Origin of the sequence: Streptococcus sp. 1055 (genome assembly GCF_013276815.1) — a bacterium.
GTDB lineage: Bacteria > Bacillota > Bacilli > Lactobacillales > Streptococcaceae > Streptococcus > Streptococcus pseudopneumoniae.
Window position 1 is genome coordinate 12,545 of sequence record NZ_VMLT01000060.1, and the last position, 18,225, is coordinate 30,769.

The following is an 18,225-nucleotide window of genomic DNA, read 5'->3' on the forward strand; positions in this document are numbered from 1 at the left end:
TTGATTTTTTACTATCTTATAAATAATTTTCTGCGACGGCTGCATCTCCTGGATAGGCTTCTTTTTTTCCTTGGACGATTTGGTAGCAATCAGCTCCCTTACCAGCAATAATCACAGCATCGAGTTCTTGTTCAGTGATGGTCATTGCCACCTTGATGGCCTCTTGGCGATTCGCAATTTTTTCAACAGGATGATTGATGTAGCTACTGATTTCATCTGCAATGGCCATCGGGTCTTCATAATTGGGGTCATCAGCAGTCAAAAAGACTTGAATCTCAGGATGTTGATTGAGGAGGAGGCCAAAGTCCTTACGACGACTTTCTCCCTTGTTTCCTGTTGATCCCAGAACCAGAGCAATCTTTCCAGTTTGATGAGTTTCAACCACATTGATGAGTTTTTTCAGACTATCCCCATTGTGGGCGTAGTCGATGAAGACCTTGGCTCCATTTTTCTGAGTGAGGACTTCCATACGACCAGGAACGCGGGTTGCAGCGATTCCTTTTTTGATGTCCTCAAGACTAGCTCCGAGACGGAGGCAAGCAAGTCCAGCAGCAACGGCATTTTCTTGGTTGAAGTGACCAATCAGTTGGATATCATAGTCTCCAGCCAGTTTACCCGTAGCTGAAAAGCTAAAGGCTTTGGAATTCTCGATTTGGTTATCAGATTGGCTACCATAGAAATCATGGTCTTGATCTGCCACTTGTTCTTTCAAGACAGAAAAGTGATCCATGTCACTGTTAATGATGACTGCTCGGCTATTTTCCATCAAGAGACGCTTGTGGTAGAAATAGTCTTCAAAGCTAGGGTGTTCAATCGGGCCGATATGGTCTGGGCTGATATTGAGGAAAACTCCCACATCAAAGGTTAGACCATAGATACGTTTGACCAGATAGGCTTGACTAGATACCTCCATGATGAGGTGGGTACGGTCATTTTGCACAGCCTGATTCATCATGTCAAATAGGTCAATACTCTCAGGAGTTGTCAATGCAGACTTAAAGAAAGTCTTGCCATCTAAAGTTGTATTCATAGTCGAGAGCATAGCAGGTCGATTCCCTTGAGATAAGATGTTATAAGCGAAATAGGCTGCTGTGGTCTTACCCTTGGTTCCAGTAAAGGCAAGGAGTTTGAGTTTTTCCTGTGGATTTCCATAAAATTCCATAGCAATCAGACTCATAGCTTTCTTAATGTCGTTCACGATAATGGCAGGAATACCAACTTCATAGTCTTTTTCAGCCACATACCAACCGAGTCCTTGAGAGATTGCTGAAAGCAGAAATTCCTTCTTAAAGGCAGTGCCTTTTGCAAAAAAAAGAGTGTCTTCTGTTACTTTTCGGCTGTCGTAGCTGATGCTATCAAAAACAACTTTGCTGTAGTTGTAGTGGTAGTGTCCTTGGTCGATAATCTCGCGGAAGAGACCATCTTTCTTTAATATATCTAATACGGTTTCAATCTTAATCATACTTTCTATTGTAAACCGAAAGTCGCAAATTTACAAGTAACAAGGAAAAGTTTATAATGGAAGATAAGGAGTTTTTCCTAGTTATCAAAATTGAATGAGGAATCTATGTCGCACGAAAACAATCACCAGCAGGCTCAGATGTTACGGGGGACTGCTTGGCTAACGGCTAGTAACTTTATCAGTCGCCTACTTGGGGCTATTTACATTATTCCTTGGTATATCTGGATGGGGTCTTATGCGGCTACGGCTAATGGTCTCTTTACCATGGGTTACAATATCTATGCCTGGTTCTTGCTGGTTTCAACAGCAGGGATTCCAGTTGCGGTGGCCAAGCAAGTTGCCAAGTACAATACCATGAGAGAAGAGGAGCATAGCTTTGCCCTGATTCGGAGCTTTTTAGGCTTTATGACAGGACTAGGCCTGGTTTTTGCTTTAGTCTTGTATGTCTTTGCTCCTTGGCTAGCAGACTTGTCTGGCGTGGGCAAAGACTTGATCCCAATCATGCAAAGCTTGGCTTGGGGAGTCTTGATTTTCCCATCTATGAGTGTTATCCGAGGATTTTTCCAAGGGATGAATAATCTCAAACCTTATGCCATGAGCCAAATTGCTGAGCAGGTCATTCGTGTTATCTGGATGCTCCTAGCAACCTTTATCATTATGAAGCTTGGCTCGGGAGACTATCTAGCAGCTGTTACCCAATCCACCTTTGCGGCCTTTGTCGGTATGGTAGCCAGTTTTGCAGTTTTGGTCTATTTTCTTGCTCAAGAAGGGTTACTCAAAAAAGTCCTTGAAACAGGGGATAAGATAGACAGCAAGCGTCTCTTAGTAGATACCATTAAGGAAGCCATTCCTTTTATCTTGACAGGGTCTACCATCCAGCTCTTCCAGATTTTGGACCAGATGACCTTTATCAATAGTATGAGCTGGTTTACCAACTACAGCAATGAGGACTTGGTTATCATGTTTTCTTATTTCTCAGCCAATCCTAATAAAATCACGATGATTTTGATTTCTGTTGGGGTTTCGATTGGGAGTGTTGGTTTGCCACTTTTGACGGAAAACTATGTCAAGAGGGACTTGAAGGCAGCTTCTCGTCTCGTTCAGGACAGTCTCACCCTACTCTTTATGTTCTTGCTACCAGCAACGGTTGGAGTGGTTATGGTAGGAGAACCTCTTTATACAGTCTTCTATGGCAAGCCAGACAGTTTGGCTATGGGCTTATTTGTCTTTGCAGTTTTGCAGTCTATTATTTTAGGCTTGTACATGGTCTTGTCCCCCATGCTTCAAGCCATGTTCCGCAACCGCAAGGCCGTTCTCTATTTTATCTATGGTTCTATTGCCAAGCTGGTCTTGCAACTGCCTACCATCGCCCTTTTCCACAGTTATGGTCCCTTGATTTCAACAACCATCGCTCTTATCATTCCTAACGTCTTGATGTATCGGGATATTTGTAAAGTAACGGGTGTTAAGCGCAAGGTGATTGTGAAGCGAATCATTTTAATCAGTTTGCTGACCCTAGTCATGTTTCTGTTAATAGGAACCATCCAGTGGCTGTTAGGATTTGTTTTCCAACCAAGTGGACGTTTGTGGAGCTTCTTTTATGTAGCTCTTGTCGGTGCCATGGGGGGTGGACTCTACGGATTCATGAGTCTCTATACTCGTCTCTTAGATAAGGTTATTGGACAGGCCAAAGCTGCCCAGTTGCGAGCAAAATTTAAGTTTTCTTAAGATAGCATTTATAAATAAAAGGAATAAGTTGAACAATCTTTTAGGAGAACTTGAAACTTATTCTTTTTTTTAGCGTCAAAACAGCTAAAATTATCTTTTAAGAGTAGAAGATGAGGCCTTTTTCGATTTTTTTGGACAAAATCATTGACTAAACAAACTAAACGTTGTATAATAAAACAAATCTTTAAAGCAGGAGGTTCTGGAAATGAAAAAGTCTAAGAGCAAATATCTAACCTTGGCAGGTCTTGTCCTGGGTACAGGAGTTTTATTGAGCGCGTGCGGAAATTCTAGCACGGCGACAAAAACATACAACTATGTTTATTCAAGTGACCCATCTAGCTTGAACTATCTAGCAGAGAACCGCGCAGCAACATCCGATATTGTTGCAAATTTGGTAGACGGGTTATTAGAAAATGACCAATATGGGAATATTATTCCATCATTAGCAGAGGATTGGACTGTTTCTCAGGACGGTTTGACCTATACCTACAAACTTCGCAAGGATGCCAAGTGGTTTACTTCTGAGGGAGAAGAATATGCGCCTGTAACTGCCCAGGATTTTGTGACAGGTTTGCAATATGCAGCTGATAAAAAATCAGAAGCCTTGTATCTAGTGCAGGACTCTGTTTCTGGTTTGGATGACTATATCACTGGTAAAACAAGCGACTTTTCAACTGTTGGTGTCAAGGCACTTGATGACCAAACGGTTCAATATACTTTGGTTAAACCAGAACTTTACTGGAATTCAAAAACACTCGCAACGATACTTTTTCCTGTTAATGCAGATTTCTTGAAATCAAAAGGGGATGATTTTGGGAAGGCGGATCCATCTAGTATTTTGTACAATGGACCTTTCTTGATGAAAGCACTTGTCTCAAAATCTGCTATTGAATATAAGAAAAACCCTAATTACTGGGATGCTAAGAATGTCTTTGTAGACGATGTGAAATTGACCTACTATGATGGTAGCGACCAAGAATCACTGGAACGTAATTTTACAGCTGGTGCTTATACTACGGCTCGTCTTTTTCCTAACAGCTCCAGCTATGAAGGGATTAAAGAAAAATACAAAAACAATATCATCTATAGTATGCAAAATTCAACTTCATATTTCTTTAATTTTAACCTAGATAGGAAGTCTTACAATTATACTTCTAAAACAAGTGACATTGAAAAGAAATCGACTCAGGAAGCAGTTCTCAATAAAAACTTCCGTCAGGCTATCAATTTTGCTTTTGACAGAACATCTTATGGGGCTCAGTCTGAAGGGAAAGAAGGTGCAACAAAGATTTTGCGTAACCTAGTGGTTCCTCCAAACTTTGTCAGTATCAAGGGAAAAGACTTTGGTGAAGTTGTAGCCTCTAAGATGGTCAACTATGGTAAGGAATGGCAAGGTATCAACTTTGCGGATGGTCAAGACCCTTACTACAATCCTGAGAAAGCCAAGGCTAAGTTTGCGGAAGCTAAGAAAGAACTCGAAGCAAAGGGTGTTCAATTCCCAATCCACTTGGATAAGACTGTGGAAGTAACAGATAAAGTGGGCATACAAGGAGTTAGTTCTATCAAACAATCAATTGAATCTGTTTTAGGTTCTGATAATGTAGTGATTGACATTCAGCAATTAACATCAGATGAGTTTGACAGTTCAGGCTACTTTGCTCAAACAGCTGCTCAGAAAGATTATGATTTATATCATGGCGGTTGGGGACCTGATTATCAAGACCCGTCAACCTATCTCGATATTTTTAATACTAATAGTGGAGGATTTCTGCAAAATCTTGGACTAGAGCCTGGTGAGGCCAATGACAAGGCTAAGGCAGTTGGACTGGATGTCTATACTCAAATGTTGGAAGAAGCTAATAAAGAGCAAGATCCAGCCAAACGTTATGAGAAATATGCTGATATTCAAGCTTGGTTGATTGATAGTTCTTTAGTTCTTCCAAGTGTTTCGCGTGGGGGAACACCATCATTGAGAAGAACCGTACCATTTGCTGGTGCCTATGGTTTAACCGGTACAAAAGGGGTTGAATCATATAAATACCTCAAAGTACAAGATAAGATTGTCACAACAGACGAATATGCAAAAGCCAGAGAAAAATGGTTGAAAGAAAAAGAAGAATCTAATAAAAAAGCCCAAGAAGAATTGGCAAAACATGTCAAATAAAATCTAATTGTAGATAAGTTTGTGTAAGAAGTCTTTGTGCTTAAAAACGCATAATATCAGGTATATAAAATCCTAGATGTTATGCGTTTTGTTATAGGAAGATTTATTAGATTTTATCCTCAAATTGAGTTATTCCTGACTTTATCCGTTGAAATATTATAAGGAGTATTTATGAAATTAAAATTATTAAGAGTAGATACTAAGGTGATTATGGGGAGTTTCTTCCTTGTTCTGTCTAGTCTACTTGCTTTGTTGCTTCCCCTTATCTTAAAGGGTTTAATAGATGGGAGTTCTATTGAAAATATAGGTTCCAAAGTATTTCAATCGTTTTTGATTTTTATTGGTCAAGCCTTGTTTTCTTCTATTGGTTACTATCTGTTTAGTCAATCGGGTGAAAAAAAGATAGCAAAAATCAGGAAAAAAGTGATAGAGGGGTTGATTTATGCAGAGAAATCCTTCTTTGATAAGAGCCAAAGTGGGGAGTTGACTTCTGCCATTGTCAATGACACGAGTGTCATTCGTGAGTTTTTAATTACGACTTTCCCAAATATTATTTTGAGTTTAGTTATGGTACTTGGTTCCATCATAGTCTTATTTAGTCTTGATTGGAATCTTTCTCTACTTTTATTCATCACTCTTCCTTGTATGATGTTTATTATCTTGCCCCTTTCCAATATCAGTGAAAAGTATAGTCGTCGTTTACAGGAGGAAATCGGATTTTTAACAGGGCAATTGACTGAAAAGATTCAAGAACATGAATTAATTAAGACTAACCAAGCAGAGAAAAGTGTACAGGATGTTTTGGATAATTGTATTGAAAGGGTACAAAACAATTCACTGAAATCAGATAGGATTACTTCTTTTGAGACCCCGTTTGCTCTCTTATTTATCTTTGCGACTATAGCTGTGATGCTAACCTATGGGGGTTATCGGGTCAGCGCAGGATATATATCTGTGGGAACCTTGGTTTCGTTTTTGATTTACCTCTTTCAATTACTTAATCCTATTAGTAATATAGCTAATTTTGTAACTGTTTATTCTAGGAGTAAGGGATCTTCAGTTGCACTGGAGAACTTGCTTGCAGTTCCTAAAGAAAAATTTGAGGGAGGAAAATCGGTATCAGGACAAGGGTTGAATTTTAACCATGTCTATTTTGGTTATGATGAAAATCGACCTGTCTTAAAGGATATTACTTTCTCCATTTTCAAGGGGCAAAAAATTGCTTTTGTTGGACCATCTGGATCAGGAAAATCAACGATTGTGCGTTTGTTAGAGCGGTTTTATAAACCGCTTTCAGGAGATATTCTAATGGAGCAATCAAGTATATATGATTTTAACTTAAAAGAATGGAGAAGTAAAATCGCTTGGGTTTCACAAAATAATGCAGTCTTATCTGGCAGTATTCGTGACAATCTTTGTCTCGGTTTGAATCGCTTAGTAACTGATGATGAATTGATGAAAGTGCTAGACTTAGTATCACTAGGTGATGAGATTCGCTCCATGAAAGAGGGACTAGATACTGAGGTTGGTGAACGCGGACGACTCTTGTCAGGGGGACAAAGCCAAAGACTTCAAATAGCTAGAGCCTACTTAAAAGATGCTGAAATTCTTATATTTGATGAAGCCACTGCTAATCTTGATGCGGATTCTGAGTATGCGATTATCAGTAGCCTCTATTCTGTACTAAAGGAGAAGACAGTTGTGATTATAGCGCATCGTTTGTCAACGGTAAAAGATGTGGATTGTATTTTCTTCTTAGAGGAGGGGAAAATCACTGGCTCAGGAACTCATAAGGAACTACTGGAAAATCATGAGCGTTATGCTCGTTTTGTGCAGGAGCAAATGATAGAGTGAAGGTGTCTTTTGAGATTCACCATTTTATAGTCTATTAAAGGGAGCAGGAAAAACTCCCTTTTTATATAGTTTGAAACTATAGCTAGCTCTTGAAAAGAAGAAAATGAGTTGATGAAAATAAGTGGTACAATAGTTACTATAGATTTGGAGGTATTGTATGAGCAAGGAATTACACATTAACACAATTTTGGCCCAGGCGGGCATTAAGTCAGATGAAGCGACAGGTGCATTGGTGACACCGCTCCATTTTTCAACGACCTATCAGCATCCAGAGTTTGGTCGATCTACTGGGTTTGACTATACGCGCACTAAAAATCCAACTCGTAGTAAGGCTGAGGAAGTCTTGGCGGCTATTGAGTCAGCAGACTATGCCCTAGCGACTAGCTCAGGGATGTCAGCTATTGTACTGGCCTTTAGCGTCTTTCCAGTAGGAAGTAAGGTCTTGGCAGTGCGTGATCTTTACGGTGGTTCTTTTCGCTGGTTTAACCAAGTGGAGCAGGAAGGTCGTTTCCATTTTACCTATGCCAATACAGAAGAAGAGTTGATTGCCGAGTTAGAAAAGGATGTGGATGTTCTCTATATCGAAACCCCAACCAATCCCTTGATGTTGGAATTTGATATCGAAAAACTAGCAAAATTGGCTCATGCTAAGGGTGCCAAAGTGGTGGTGGACAATACCTTCTATAGCCCTATCTACCAACGTCCGATCGAAGATGGAGCAGATATGGTTCTCCATTCAGCAACCAAGTATCTGGCAGGACACAATGATGTCTTGGCTGGAGTGGTTGTGACCAATAGTTTAGAACTATACGAGAAGCTTTTCTACAATCTCAATACGACAGGGGCAGTCTTGTCACCGTTTGACAGCTACCAGTTGCTTCGTGGTCTCAAGACCTTGTCTCTTCGTATGGAGCGCTCAACAGCTAACGCCCAAGAAGTGGTTGCCTTTTTGAAGGATTCTCCAGCAGTCAAGGAGGTTCTCTATACTGGTCGTGGGGGGATGATTTCCTTTAAAGTAGTCGATGAAACGCGCATTCCTCATATTTTGAACAGTCTCAAGGTCTTCTCTTTTGCGGAAAGTTTGGGTGGGGTAGAAAGTCTCATTACTTATCCAACGACGCAAACTCATGCTGATATTCCAGCAGAAGTGCGCCATTCTTATGGTTTGACAGATGACCTCTTGCGCTTGTCAATTGGGATTGAGGATGCTAGAGATTTGATTGCAGATTTGCGCCAAGCTTTAGAAGGATAAGACAAAGATGGGAAAATATGATTTTACAAGCCTGCCCAACCGTTTAGGGCACCATACCTATAAATGGAAAGAAACAGAAACGGATAGTGAAGTTCTACCAGCTTGGATAGCGGATATGGACTTTGTGGTCTTGCCTGAAATCCGCCAAGCCGTGCAAACTTACGCAGACCAACTGGTTTATGGTTATACCTATGCCAGTGAAGACTTAATTAAGGAAGTTCAAAAGTGGGAAGCTACACAATACGGTTACAACTTTGACAAAGAGGCTCTTGTTTTTATCGAGGGTGTGGTACCAGCCATCTCAACAGCTATTCAAACCTTTACAAAAGAAGGCGAGGCGGTTTTAATTAACACGCCTGTCTACCCACCCTTTGCTCGCAGTGTCAAGTTGAACAATCGTAGATTGATTACTAATTCCTTAGTGGAAAAGGATGGTCTGTTTGAGATTGACTTTGACCAACTTGAAAAGGATTTGGTGGAAGAGGAGGTTAAACTCTATATTCTTTGCAACCCTCACAATCCTGGTGGACGTGTTTGGGAAAAAGAAGTGTTGGAGAAGATTGGCCAACTCTGCCAAAAACACGGTGTTTTGTTAGTTTCAGATGAGATTCACCAAGATTTGACCCTCTTTGGTCACAAACACCAGTCTTTCAATACCATCAATCCTGCCTTCAAAAATTTTGCTATCGTCTTGACCAGTGCCACTAAAACATTTAATATTGCTGGGACAAAAAATTCCTATGCAGTCATTGAAAATCCTAAGTTGAGACTGGCTTTCCAGAAACGCCTGTTGGCCAATAATCAGCATGAAATTTCAGGCTTGGGTTATTTGGCGACAGAAGCTGCCTATCGATACGGTAAAGATTGGCTAGAGGAACTCAAGCAAGTCTTTGAAGATCACATCAATTATGTGGTGGATCTATTTGGAAAAGAGACTAAAATCAAGGTCATGAAACCGCAAGGTACCTACTTGATTTGGCTTGACTTTTCAGCCTATGACCTGACTGATGAAACATTGCAAGAGTTGTTGAGAAATGAATCCAAGGTTATCCTCAACCGTGGTTTGGATTTTGGAGAGGAAGGAAGTCTCCATGCCCGCATCAATATAGCTATGCCCAAATCTCTATTGCAAGAAGTCTGTCAGCGGATTGTGGCTACTTTTGCCAAACGTTAAAAATCCAGTCTTCTAGGAGAAAAGTCTTCCTAGAAGGCTATTTTCATAGGCGAAAATATGGTATAATAAAAAGATAAGGTAAAGGTGAAAATATGGCTAAATTGATTCCGGGGAAAGTTCGTATCGAAGGTGTTGCCCTTTATGAAACTGGTAAGGTTGATATCATCAAGGAAAAGAACAATCGGCTCTACGCTCGCGTTGCAGAAGAAGAACTGCGCTATAGTTTAGAGGATGATTTGGTTTTTTGTGCCTGTGATTTTTTTCAAAAGAGGGGCTACTGTGTGCATTTGGCAGCGCTAGAGCATTTTCTGAAAAATGATGAGCGTGGTCAGGAAATCTTGTGGAGTCTGGAAGAAGGTCATGAAGAAAAAGAGGCCATTGAAACCAAGGTGACCTTGGGTGGCAAGTTTTTGGATCGAATTTTATCTCCAAAATCAGAATGCGCCTATGAGTTATCAGTTGTGGGTCAGGTGGAAGCAGGAAGCAATCATATCTTGTGGACTCTGAGAATCGGCCAAATCAATAGCCAAAAATACTATGTCATTCGGGATATTCTACTCTTTTTAAGGATTGTCGAGCAGAGAAAGTCTTATATGATTGGCAAGGTCTATGAGGAGTCTCTTTCTTGGGAAGCCTTTGATGAGGCCAGCCAAGAACTTCTGACGTTCTTACGGGGACTGATGGAGGAAGGACAGGCTCCAGACCTCTTTTTCCAAAACCAGGGTCGGCACCTCTTTTTCCCTCTGACCTTTTTTGAGCAGGGTGTGAATTTACTGATGACCTTGCCCCATTTTCAATTTGACCATCAAGTGGATAGCTACCAGACCCTGCTTTTTCAGGATATGCATGCTGATGCTAATCTATTTGCCTTTACAGTAATAGAATACTCGGATTATTTTGAAATGGAAATCAGAGAGAGTCCAAGAGTTAATGCCTTTTATCAGGGAGCTGTACTTTTCCATAAAGGACAGGTTTATTTTCTAACAGACCAACAGATGCGTCTTCTCAAGGAAATTAAAGCGCTACCTGTGGATCAGCATGGAAAGAAATACCTGCAATTTGATAGTAGTGACCGAGATAAGTTGGCTTCTTGTTTAACTTTTTTTAGCCAGATGGGGACTGTTTCAGCTCCAGAACGGTTACAAATCAAAACGTTTGCGCCCTCTTTTTACTTTGACAGGGAAGAAGATAATCGGATTCGTTTAGAGATTCAGTTTGATTATGGGGATAGGCAGGTATCAAGCCGACAAGAGCTAGAAGAATTGCCATTTTCAAGTGATGCTGACTTAGAAGAAAGAATTTTCCAAGTCTGTTTGGTTACAGGTTTTGAAGCAGACTTTCAATCTTGGCGTCAGGCCCTAAAAGCAGAGTCTGTCTATCATTTCTTCCACGAAATCATTCCAGTCTTTGAAAAACTCGGGAATGTTGACCTATCAGACAAGTTAGAAGAACTCTATAACCTAGCAAGCCCTCAAGTGCAGATTGCTTCCAAGGGAGGTCTCTTGGAAATCCAATTTGATTTTCAAGATATTGCCCAAGAGGAAATTGATCAAGCCATGCAGGCCTTGGTTGCCAATCAAGATTTTTACATTGATTCGTCCAATCGAGTCTACTTTTTCGATGAAGAAACCAAGAAAATTCGCCAAAATCTACAGGAACTGGGGCAGTTTGAATTAAAAGATGGGACCTTGCAGGCTCGGAAATCTTTGGCCTACAGTTTAGCTCATCTCTTTGAAGGGCGAGACCGTGTTTCTTTTTCACAAGAATTCCAGAATCTGGCTCACGACTTGACGCATCCAGAGGACTTCCCTAGACAAGCAACTCAGGTTCAGGCCGATTTGCGAGATTATCAGGAAAAGGGAATCGGCTGGCTGCAAATGCTCCATCACTATGGTTTTGGTGGAATTTTGGCTGATGATATGGGACTTGGTAAAACCCTGCAGACTATTGCTTTTTTGACCAGTCAAGTGACAAAAGAAAGTCGGGTCTTGATTTTAGCACCGTCAGGTTTGATTTACAACTGGGCAGATGAATTTCAGAAGTTTGCCCCACAGTTGGATGTGGCTGTTGTTCATGGTTTGAAAGCTAGTCGTGAAGAGATTCTTGCTGATAGCCATCAAATCTATGTGACGAGCTATGCTACCTTCCGTCAGGACAGTGAGCTTTATCAGGGGATGGCCTTTGACTTCCTTTTCTTAGATGAGGCTCAGGTCATGAAAAACGCCCAGACCAAGATTGCTCAGACTTTGAGACAATTTGTGGTGCCGTCTGTCTTTGCCTTGTCAGGAACTCCGATTGAAAACCATCTGGGTGAGTTGTGGTCTATTTTCCAAATCGTCATGCCAGGACTTTTGCCAAGCAAGAAAGAATTTATGAAATTGCCAGCTGAGCGCGTTGCTCAGTTTATCAAGCCTTTCGTGATGAGGCGCAAGAAAGAAGAAGTGCTGACTGAATTGCCAGATTTGATTGAAGTAGTTTATAAGAATGAACTGGAAGACCAGCAAAAGGCTATCTACCTAGCCCAGTTGCAACAGATGAGAGATAGATTGGCTCAAGTGTCAGATCAGGAATTTCAGCGAAGTCGTGTGGAAATTTTATCTGGTCTGATGCGCTTGCGCCAAATCTGTGATACCCCTGCCCTCTTTATGGAAGATTATCAGGGAGCCAGCGGTAAACTAGATAGTCTCCGAGACCTACTGGTACAAGTGGCAGACGGCGGACACCGTGTCTTGATTTTCTCTCAGTTCAAGGGAATGTTGGAGAGAATTGAACAAGAACTGCCAGACTTGGGCATGACATCTTTTAAAATTACGGGTTCAACCCCAGCCAAGGAAAGACAAGACATGACCAAGGCCTTTAATCAAGGGGAAAGAGATGCCTTTCTGATTTCCCTCAAGGCTGGTGGTGTCGGTCTGAATCTGACAGGTGCTGATACGGTTATCTTGGTTGACCTTTGGTGGAATCCTGCGGTGGAAGCGCAAGCTATTGGCCGTGCCCATCGGATGGGTCAGGAAGAAACGGTTGAGGTTTATCGCTTAGTGACCAGGGGAACCATTGAAGAAAAAATTCAGGAACTCCAAGAACAAAAGAAACATCTGGTGTCACAAGTATTGGATGGAACAGAGTCACGTGGCAGTCTCAGCCTAGCAGAAATTAGAGAAATTTTGGGAATTTCTGAAGCCAGCACTTGAAAAATCAAGACAATACGCTATAATGAAGTGTTGAAAGGAAATAGAAAATGAAACAAGAACGATTTCCATTGGTGTCAGATGACGAGGTCATGTTGACTGAAATGCCAGTCATGAACTTGTATGATGAGTCTGATCTGATCAGTAATATCAAGGGTGAGTATCGAGATAAAAATTATTTAGAATGGGCTCCTATTGCTGAAGAAAAACCAGTAAAACCGCTTGAAAAGCAAGTAGAGAAACCTAAAAAGGCTCCTTTAGGGGTTAAAAAAGAAGGAAAGAGCTATGCGGAGGTGGCGCGTGAAGAAGCGCGTGCGGACTTGAAAAAGAAACGCTCTGCTAACTATCTAACTCAGGATTTCAGCCGTGCGAGACGTCATTCTAAATCAGGCCTTGTTAGACAGGGCAATCAACCGACAGCGCCTTTCCAAAAGGAAAATCCTGGTGAATTTGTCAAATATAGTCAAAAATTGACCCAGTCTCATTACATCTTGGCAGAAGAAGTTCATTCTATCCCTACCAAGAATGAAGAAGTATCAGCACCTGCTCCAAAGAAAAACAACTATGATTTTCTAAAGAAGAGCCAAATCTACAATAAAAAAAGTAAACAAACAGAACAAGAACGTCGGGTTGCCCAAGAGTTGAATCTGACCAGAATGACAGAATAGGGGAGAAAACATGCCAAAGACATATCATTTTATCGGGATTAAGGGATCAGGGATGAGTGCCTTGGCCTTGATGTTGCACCAAATGGGGCACAAGGTACAGGGATCAGATGTTGAAAAATACTACTTTACCCAACGTGGTCTTGAGCAGGCAGGGATTACTATTCTTCCTTTTGATGAAAAGAACCTAGACGGTGATATGGAAATTATCGCTGGAAATGCCTTTCGTCCAGATAACAACGTCGAAATTGCCTATGCGGACCAAAATGGTATCAGCTACAAACGTTACCATGAATTTCTAGGTAGCTTTATGCGTGACTTTGTCAGCATGGGAGTAGCAGGAGCGCATGGAAAAACTTCAACGACAGGTATGTTGTCACACGTCTTGTCTCACATTACAGATACCAGCTTCTTGATTGGGGATGGGACCGGTCGTGGTTCGGCCAATGCCAAATATTTTGTCTTTGAATCTGACGAATATGAGCGCCACTTTATGCCTTATCACCCAGAATACTCTATTATTACCAACATTGACTTTGACCATCCAGACTATTTCACAAGTCTCGAGGATGTTTTCAATGCCTTTAACGACTATGCCAAACAAATTACCAAGGGTCTTTTTGTCTATGGTGAAGATGCAGAATTGCGTAAGATTACGGCTAATGCTCCGATTTATTATTATGGTTTTGAAGCTGAGGGCAATGACTTTGTAGCTAGTGAGCTTCTTCGTTCAACAACTGGTTCAACCTTCACCGTTCATTTCCGTGGACAAGACTTGGGTCAATTCCACATCCCAACTTTTGGTCGTCACAATATCATGAATGCGACAGCCGTTATTGGTCTTCTTTACACAGCAGGATTTGATTTGAACTTGGTGCGTGAGCACTTGAAAACATTTGCCGGTGTTAAGCGTCGTTTCACTGAGAAAATTGTCAATGACACAGTGATTATCGATGACTTTGCCCACCATCCAACAGAAATTATTGCGACCTTGGATGCGGCTCGTCAGAAATACCCAAGCAAGGAAATTGTAGCGGTCTTCCAACCGCATACCTTTACAAGAACCATTGCCTTGTTAGATGACTTTGCCCACGCTTTAAACCAAGCGGATGCTGTTTACCTAGCCCAAATTTATGGATCTGCTCGTGAGGTAGACCATGGTGATGTTAAGGTAGAAGACCTAGCTAATAAAATCAACAAGAAACACCAAGTCATTACTGTTGAAAATGTTTCTCCTCTCCTAGACCATGACAATGCTGTTTACGTCTTTATGGGAGCAGGAGATATCCAAACCTATGAATACTCATTTGAGCGACTCTTGTCTAACTTGACAAGCAATGTTCAATAGGTTATTCTCATGGAAATTCCAATTAAGATCATTCAGGCAAGTCAGTTTGATTTGGCTGAGATAGAGGCACTTCAAACTTCGTCTTTTCCGGCTGAAAAGCAGCAACCTTCCCATATCTTAGAAGAAAGTATCCGTAAGTGTGCGGATACCTTTCTTCTAGCTAGGGATGAAAACCAACTTTTAGGCTATATTCTATCAAGTCCCCAGTCAGACAATCCGCAATGTCTAAAAGTAGATTCTTTAGTCATTGAGTCTGACCATCAGAGACAAGGATTGGGAACACTTCTTCTTGCGGCTTTGAAAGAGGTGGCAGTTGAGCTGGATTACAAAGGGATTTGTTTGGAGAGTCCTGATGAGCTGCTTTCCTATTTTGAAATGAACGGTTTTATTGATGAAGAAACTTCCCTTTATGAAACTAGCCAGGGTTTTAGTATGATTTGGTTTAATCCCTTTTATCTGGAGGCACAATGAAGATCAGACAAGCAAAATTAGAAGATTTGGATCGTATCGTCGAGATTGAACTAGAGAATTTCTCGGTTGAAGAAGCCATTCCTCGATCTGTCTTTGAGGCACATTTGCGAGAAATTCAGACCTCTTTTCTGGTTGCAGAAAAAGAGGGCAGGATTATGGGTTATATCGAAGGACCAGTTGGCCCCCACCGCCATCTGCAAGACCAGTCCTTTACAGAAGAAATAAAAGACTATAGTCATGAGCCTGGTGGTTATATCTCTGTGACCTGTCTTTCTATTGCCAAAGAAGCACAGGGCCTCGGACTTGGACAAAAATTACTAATAGCCTTGAAAGAACTGGCTCTTAAACACGAAAGAGAAGGTATTAACCTAACCTGTCATGACTATCTCATCACCTACTATGAAAAGCATGGATTTGTCAATGAAGGCCTGTCCCAGTCAACCTTTGCAGGGGAAACTTGGTATGATATGATCTGGGAAACGAAAAAATAAGCTAGGAAAAGTATCATAGGTTGCTTTTCTTGGACTTTTAAGATATAATATTATGGATTGTCAACAAGGAGGAAAAACTTTTGAGTGAAAAGTCAAGAGAAGAAGAGAAATTAAGCTTTAAAGAGCAGATTCTGAGAGATTTAGAAAAAGTAAAAAGCTATGATGAAGTTCTGAAAGAAGATAATGCAGTAGTTCGCACTCCTGCAAATGAACCTTCAGCTGAAGAACTCATGGCTGATTCCTTGTCAACGGTAGAGGAGATTATGAGAAAAGCTCCTACCGTGCCTACTCACCCAAGTCAAAATGTACCAGCTTCTCCAGCAGATGAGATTCAAAGAGAAATTCCTGGTGTTCCAAGTCACCCAAGTCAAGATGTACCTTCTTCTCCAGCGGAAGAAAGTGGTTCAAGACCAGGACCAGGTCCAGGTCCTGTTAGACCTAAGAAATTTGAAAGAGAATACAATGAAACCCCAACAAGGGTAGCTGTTTCCTATAAGACGGCAGAGAAAAAAGCAGAACAAGCAGGTCCAGAAACACCTACGCCTGCTACAGAAACAGTGGATATCATCAGCGATACACCACGTCGTAGCCGTAGAGAAGGAGCAAAACCCGTTAAGTCTAAGAAAGAGAAGAAGTCACATGTGAAAGCTTTTGTGATTTCATTCCTTGTATTCCTTGCCTTGCTCTCAGCAGGTGGTTACTTTGGTTACCAGTACGTGCTAGATTCTTTGTTACCTATCGATGCTAATTCTAAGAAATATGTGACGGTTGGAATTCCAGAAGGTTCAAACGTTCAAGAAATCGGTACGACGCTTGAAAAAGCTGGTTTGGTAAAGCATGGTCTGATTTTTAGCTTTTATGCCAAGTATAAAAATTATACCGACTTGAAAGCGGGTTACTACAATTTGCAAAAGAGTATGAGTACAGAAGACTTACTCAAAGAGTTGCAAAAAGGTGGAACAGATGAACCGCAAGAACCTGTACTTGCGACTTTGACAATTCCAGAAGGTTATACCTTGGATCAGATTGCACAAGCTGTGGGTCAATTGGAAGGTGACTTCAAAGAGTCTTTGACAGCGGAGGCTTTCTTGGCAAAAGTTCAAGATGAGACGTTTATCAGTCAAGCAGTAGCCAAATATCCTACTTTATTGGAAAGTTTGCCTGCAAAAGATAGTGGTGCGCGTTATCGTTTGGAAGGATACCTTTTCCCAGCTACTTATTCTATCAAGGAAAGCACAACTGTTGAGAGCTTGATTGATGAGATGTTAGCTGCTATGGATAAGAACCTATCTCCTTACTATAGTACTATCAAATCTAAAAACTTGACTGTCAATGAGTTGTTGACCATTGCTTCCTTGGTCGAAAAAGAAGGTGCCAAGACAGAAGATCGTAAGCTCATTGCAGGTGTATTCTACAATCGTTTGAATCGTGATATGCCACTTCAAAGTAATATTGCAATCTTGTATGCCCAAGGAAAACTGGGGCAAAATATCAGCTTAGCTGAGGATGTTGCGATTGATACCAACATTGATTCACCTTATAATGTTTATAAAAATGTAGGTCTCATGCCTGGTCCAGTCGATAGTCCAAGTCTGGATGCGCTTGAGTCAAGCATCAATCAAACTAAGAGCGATAACCTCTACTTTGTAGCAGATGTCACAGAAGGCAAGGTCTACTATGCTAATAATCAAGAAGACCACGATCGCAATGTCGCTGAACATGTCAACAGCAAATTAAACCAAACAAACTAAAATTATGTGATACTTCACATAATTTTCTTTAGAAAATATTATTAGAAGAAAGTTGAGAAAAATGGCAGAAAAAACATATCCTATGACCCTTGAGGAAAAGGAAAAACTTGAAAAAGAATTAGAAGAATTGAAATTGGTTCGTCGACCAGAAGTGGTAGAACGCATTAAGATTGCCCGTTCATACGGTGACCTTTCAGAAAACAGTGAGTACGAAGCAGCTAAGGATGAACAAGCCTTTGTCGAAGGACAAATCTCTAGCTTAGAAACAAAAATCCGCTATGCTGAAATCGTCAATAGCGACGCAGTTGCCCAGGACGAAGTAGCGATTGGTAAAACAGTCACCATCCAAGAAATTGGTGAGGACGAAGAAGAAGTTTATATTATCGTAGGTTCAGCGGGTGCGGATGCCTTTGCAGGTAAAGTTTCAAATGAAAGCCCAATTGGACAAGCCTTGATTGGCAAGAAAACAGGTGATACAGCAACCATTGAAACGCCTGTTGGTAGCTATGATGTAAAAATCTTGAAGGTTGAAAAAACAGCCTAAAAACAGAAAAAGGAGTGGGGAGGCGATGTACTTCACTCACTCCTTTTTCCATTTTGCTACTCTTCGAAAATCTCTTCAAACCACGTCAGCGTCGCCTTGCCGTATATATGGTTACTGACTTCGTCAGTTCTAT

The 18,225-nt window shown here is 41.1% G+C and carries 13 protein-coding genes and 1 pseudogene; 13 read left to right on the plus strand and 1 reads right to left on the minus strand.

Annotated features, from left to right (window positions below; translation table 11 throughout):
- Positions 1 to 16 precede the first annotated feature (16 nt).
- Positions 17 to 1,462, minus strand: a complete 1,446-nt coding sequence (locus HT699_RS06165; protein WP_023933156.1) for a UDP-N-acetylmuramoyl-L-alanyl-D-glutamate--L-lysine ligase — start codon at positions 1,460 to 1,462, stop codon at positions 17 to 19.
- A gap of 105 nt (positions 1,463 to 1,567) precedes the next feature.
- Here HT699_RS06165 and HT699_RS06170 point away from each other — a divergent pair, with 105 nt between their 5' ends.
- From HT699_RS06170 to greA, 13 genes and pseudogenes are all read left to right on the plus strand, one after another.
- A complete protein-coding gene (locus tag HT699_RS06170; RefSeq protein WP_172934174.1) occupies positions 1,568 to 3,190 on the plus strand; it encodes a polysaccharide biosynthesis protein in 1,623 nt (540 codons plus the stop codon).
- Positions 3,191 to 3,395: 205 nt separating this feature from the next.
- Positions 3,396 to 5,354: a peptide ABC transporter substrate-binding protein gene (locus HT699_RS06175; protein ID WP_172934175.1), complete on the plus strand. Its 1,959-nt coding sequence runs from the start codon at positions 3,396 to 3,398 to the stop codon at positions 5,352 to 5,354.
- Between the two features lie 210 nt (positions 5,355 to 5,564).
- A pseudogene (locus HT699_RS11770) lies at positions 5,565 to 6,299 on the plus strand (ABC transporter ATP-binding protein); the annotation flags it as partial.
- A gap of 186 nt (positions 6,300 to 6,485) precedes the next feature.
- Positions 6,486 to 7,208 carry an ATP-binding cassette domain-containing protein gene (locus HT699_RS11775; protein WP_025170631.1) on the plus strand — a complete coding sequence of 241 codons (723 nt, stop codon included), beginning with the start codon at positions 6,486 to 6,488 and terminating at the stop codon, positions 7,206 to 7,208.
- 157 nt (positions 7,209 to 7,365) lie between these two features.
- Positions 7,366 to 8,460: a cystathionine gamma-synthase gene (locus HT699_RS06185; RefSeq protein WP_023933152.1), complete on the plus strand. Its 1,095-nt coding sequence runs from the start codon at positions 7,366 to 7,368 to the stop codon at positions 8,458 to 8,460.
- Positions 8,461 to 8,467: 7 nt separating this feature from the next.
- On the plus strand, positions 8,468 to 9,634 hold the full coding sequence (locus HT699_RS06190) for a MalY/PatB family protein (protein ID WP_000521379.1): 1,167 nt from the start codon (positions 8,468 to 8,470) through the stop codon (positions 9,632 to 9,634).
- Between the two features lie 92 nt (positions 9,635 to 9,726).
- On the plus strand, positions 9,727 to 12,825 hold the full coding sequence (locus HT699_RS06195; RefSeq protein WP_172934176.1) for a DEAD/DEAH box helicase: 3,099 nt from the start codon (positions 9,727 to 9,729) through the stop codon (positions 12,823 to 12,825).
- Between the two features lie 47 nt (positions 12,826 to 12,872).
- Positions 12,873 to 13,490: a cystathionine gamma-synthase gene (locus HT699_RS06200; RefSeq protein WP_172928098.1), complete on the plus strand. Its 618-nt coding sequence runs from the start codon at positions 12,873 to 12,875 to the stop codon at positions 13,488 to 13,490.
- Between the two features lie 10 nt (positions 13,491 to 13,500).
- Positions 13,501 to 14,835 (plus strand): UDP-N-acetylmuramate--L-alanine ligase, encoded by a 1,335-nt coding sequence (murC, locus tag HT699_RS06205; RefSeq protein ID WP_023933148.1) that lies wholly within the window; start codon positions 13,501 to 13,503, stop codon positions 14,833 to 14,835.
- A gap of 9 nt (positions 14,836 to 14,844) precedes the next feature.
- The gene (locus tag HT699_RS06210; protein WP_172934177.1) at positions 14,845 to 15,306 is read left to right on the plus strand and encodes a GNAT family N-acetyltransferase; all 462 of its coding nucleotides are present in this window, start codon (positions 14,845 to 14,847) and stop codon (positions 15,304 to 15,306) included.
- The gene (locus tag HT699_RS06215) at positions 15,303 to 15,797 is read left to right on the plus strand and encodes a GNAT family N-acetyltransferase (RefSeq protein ID WP_023937207.1); all 495 of its coding nucleotides are present in this window, start codon (positions 15,303 to 15,305) and stop codon (positions 15,795 to 15,797) included. Before HT699_RS06210 ends, HT699_RS06215 begins: the two co-directional genes overlap by 4 nt.
- Before the next feature lie 80 nt (positions 15,798 to 15,877).
- Positions 15,878 to 17,548, plus strand: a complete 1,671-nt coding sequence (gene mltG, locus HT699_RS06220) for an endolytic transglycosylase MltG (protein WP_172934178.1) — start codon at positions 15,878 to 15,880, stop codon at positions 17,546 to 17,548.
- A 61-nt stretch (positions 17,549 to 17,609) separates the two neighbouring features.
- A complete protein-coding gene (greA, locus tag HT699_RS06225; RefSeq protein WP_000818760.1) occupies positions 17,610 to 18,092 on the plus strand; it encodes a transcription elongation factor GreA in 483 nt (160 codons plus the stop codon).
- Positions 18,093 to 18,225 lie beyond the last annotated feature (133 nt).

Coding starts and splice junctions, on each gene's coding strand:
- HT699_RS06215 (WP_023937207.1), top strand. CDS start 15,303: ATGAAGATCAGACAAGCAAAATTAGAAGATTTGGATCGTATCGTCGAG.
- HT699_RS06190 (WP_000521379.1), top strand. CDS start 8,468: ATGGGAAAATATGATTTTACAAGCCTGCCCAACCGTTTAGGGCACCAT.
- HT699_RS06165 (WP_023933156.1), bottom strand. CDS start 1,462: ATGATTAAGATTGAAACCGTATTAGATATATTAAAGAAAGATGGTCTC.
- greA (WP_000818760.1), top strand. CDS start 17,610: ATGGCAGAAAAAACATATCCTATGACCCTTGAGGAAAAGGAAAAACTT.
- HT699_RS06170 (WP_172934174.1), top strand. CDS start 1,568: ATGTCGCACGAAAACAATCACCAGCAGGCTCAGATGTTACGGGGGACT.
- HT699_RS06200 (WP_172928098.1), top strand. CDS start 12,873: ATGAAACAAGAACGATTTCCATTGGTGTCAGATGACGAGGTCATGTTG.
- HT699_RS06175 (WP_172934175.1), top strand. CDS start 3,396: ATGAAAAAGTCTAAGAGCAAATATCTAACCTTGGCAGGTCTTGTCCTG.
- murC (WP_023933148.1), top strand. CDS start 13,501: ATGCCAAAGACATATCATTTTATCGGGATTAAGGGATCAGGGATGAGT.
- HT699_RS06185 (WP_023933152.1), top strand. CDS start 7,366: ATGAGCAAGGAATTACACATTAACACAATTTTGGCCCAGGCGGGCATT.
- HT699_RS06210 (WP_172934177.1), top strand. CDS start 14,845: ATGGAAATTCCAATTAAGATCATTCAGGCAAGTCAGTTTGATTTGGCT.
- HT699_RS06195 (WP_172934176.1), top strand. CDS start 9,727: ATGGCTAAATTGATTCCGGGGAAAGTTCGTATCGAAGGTGTTGCCCTT.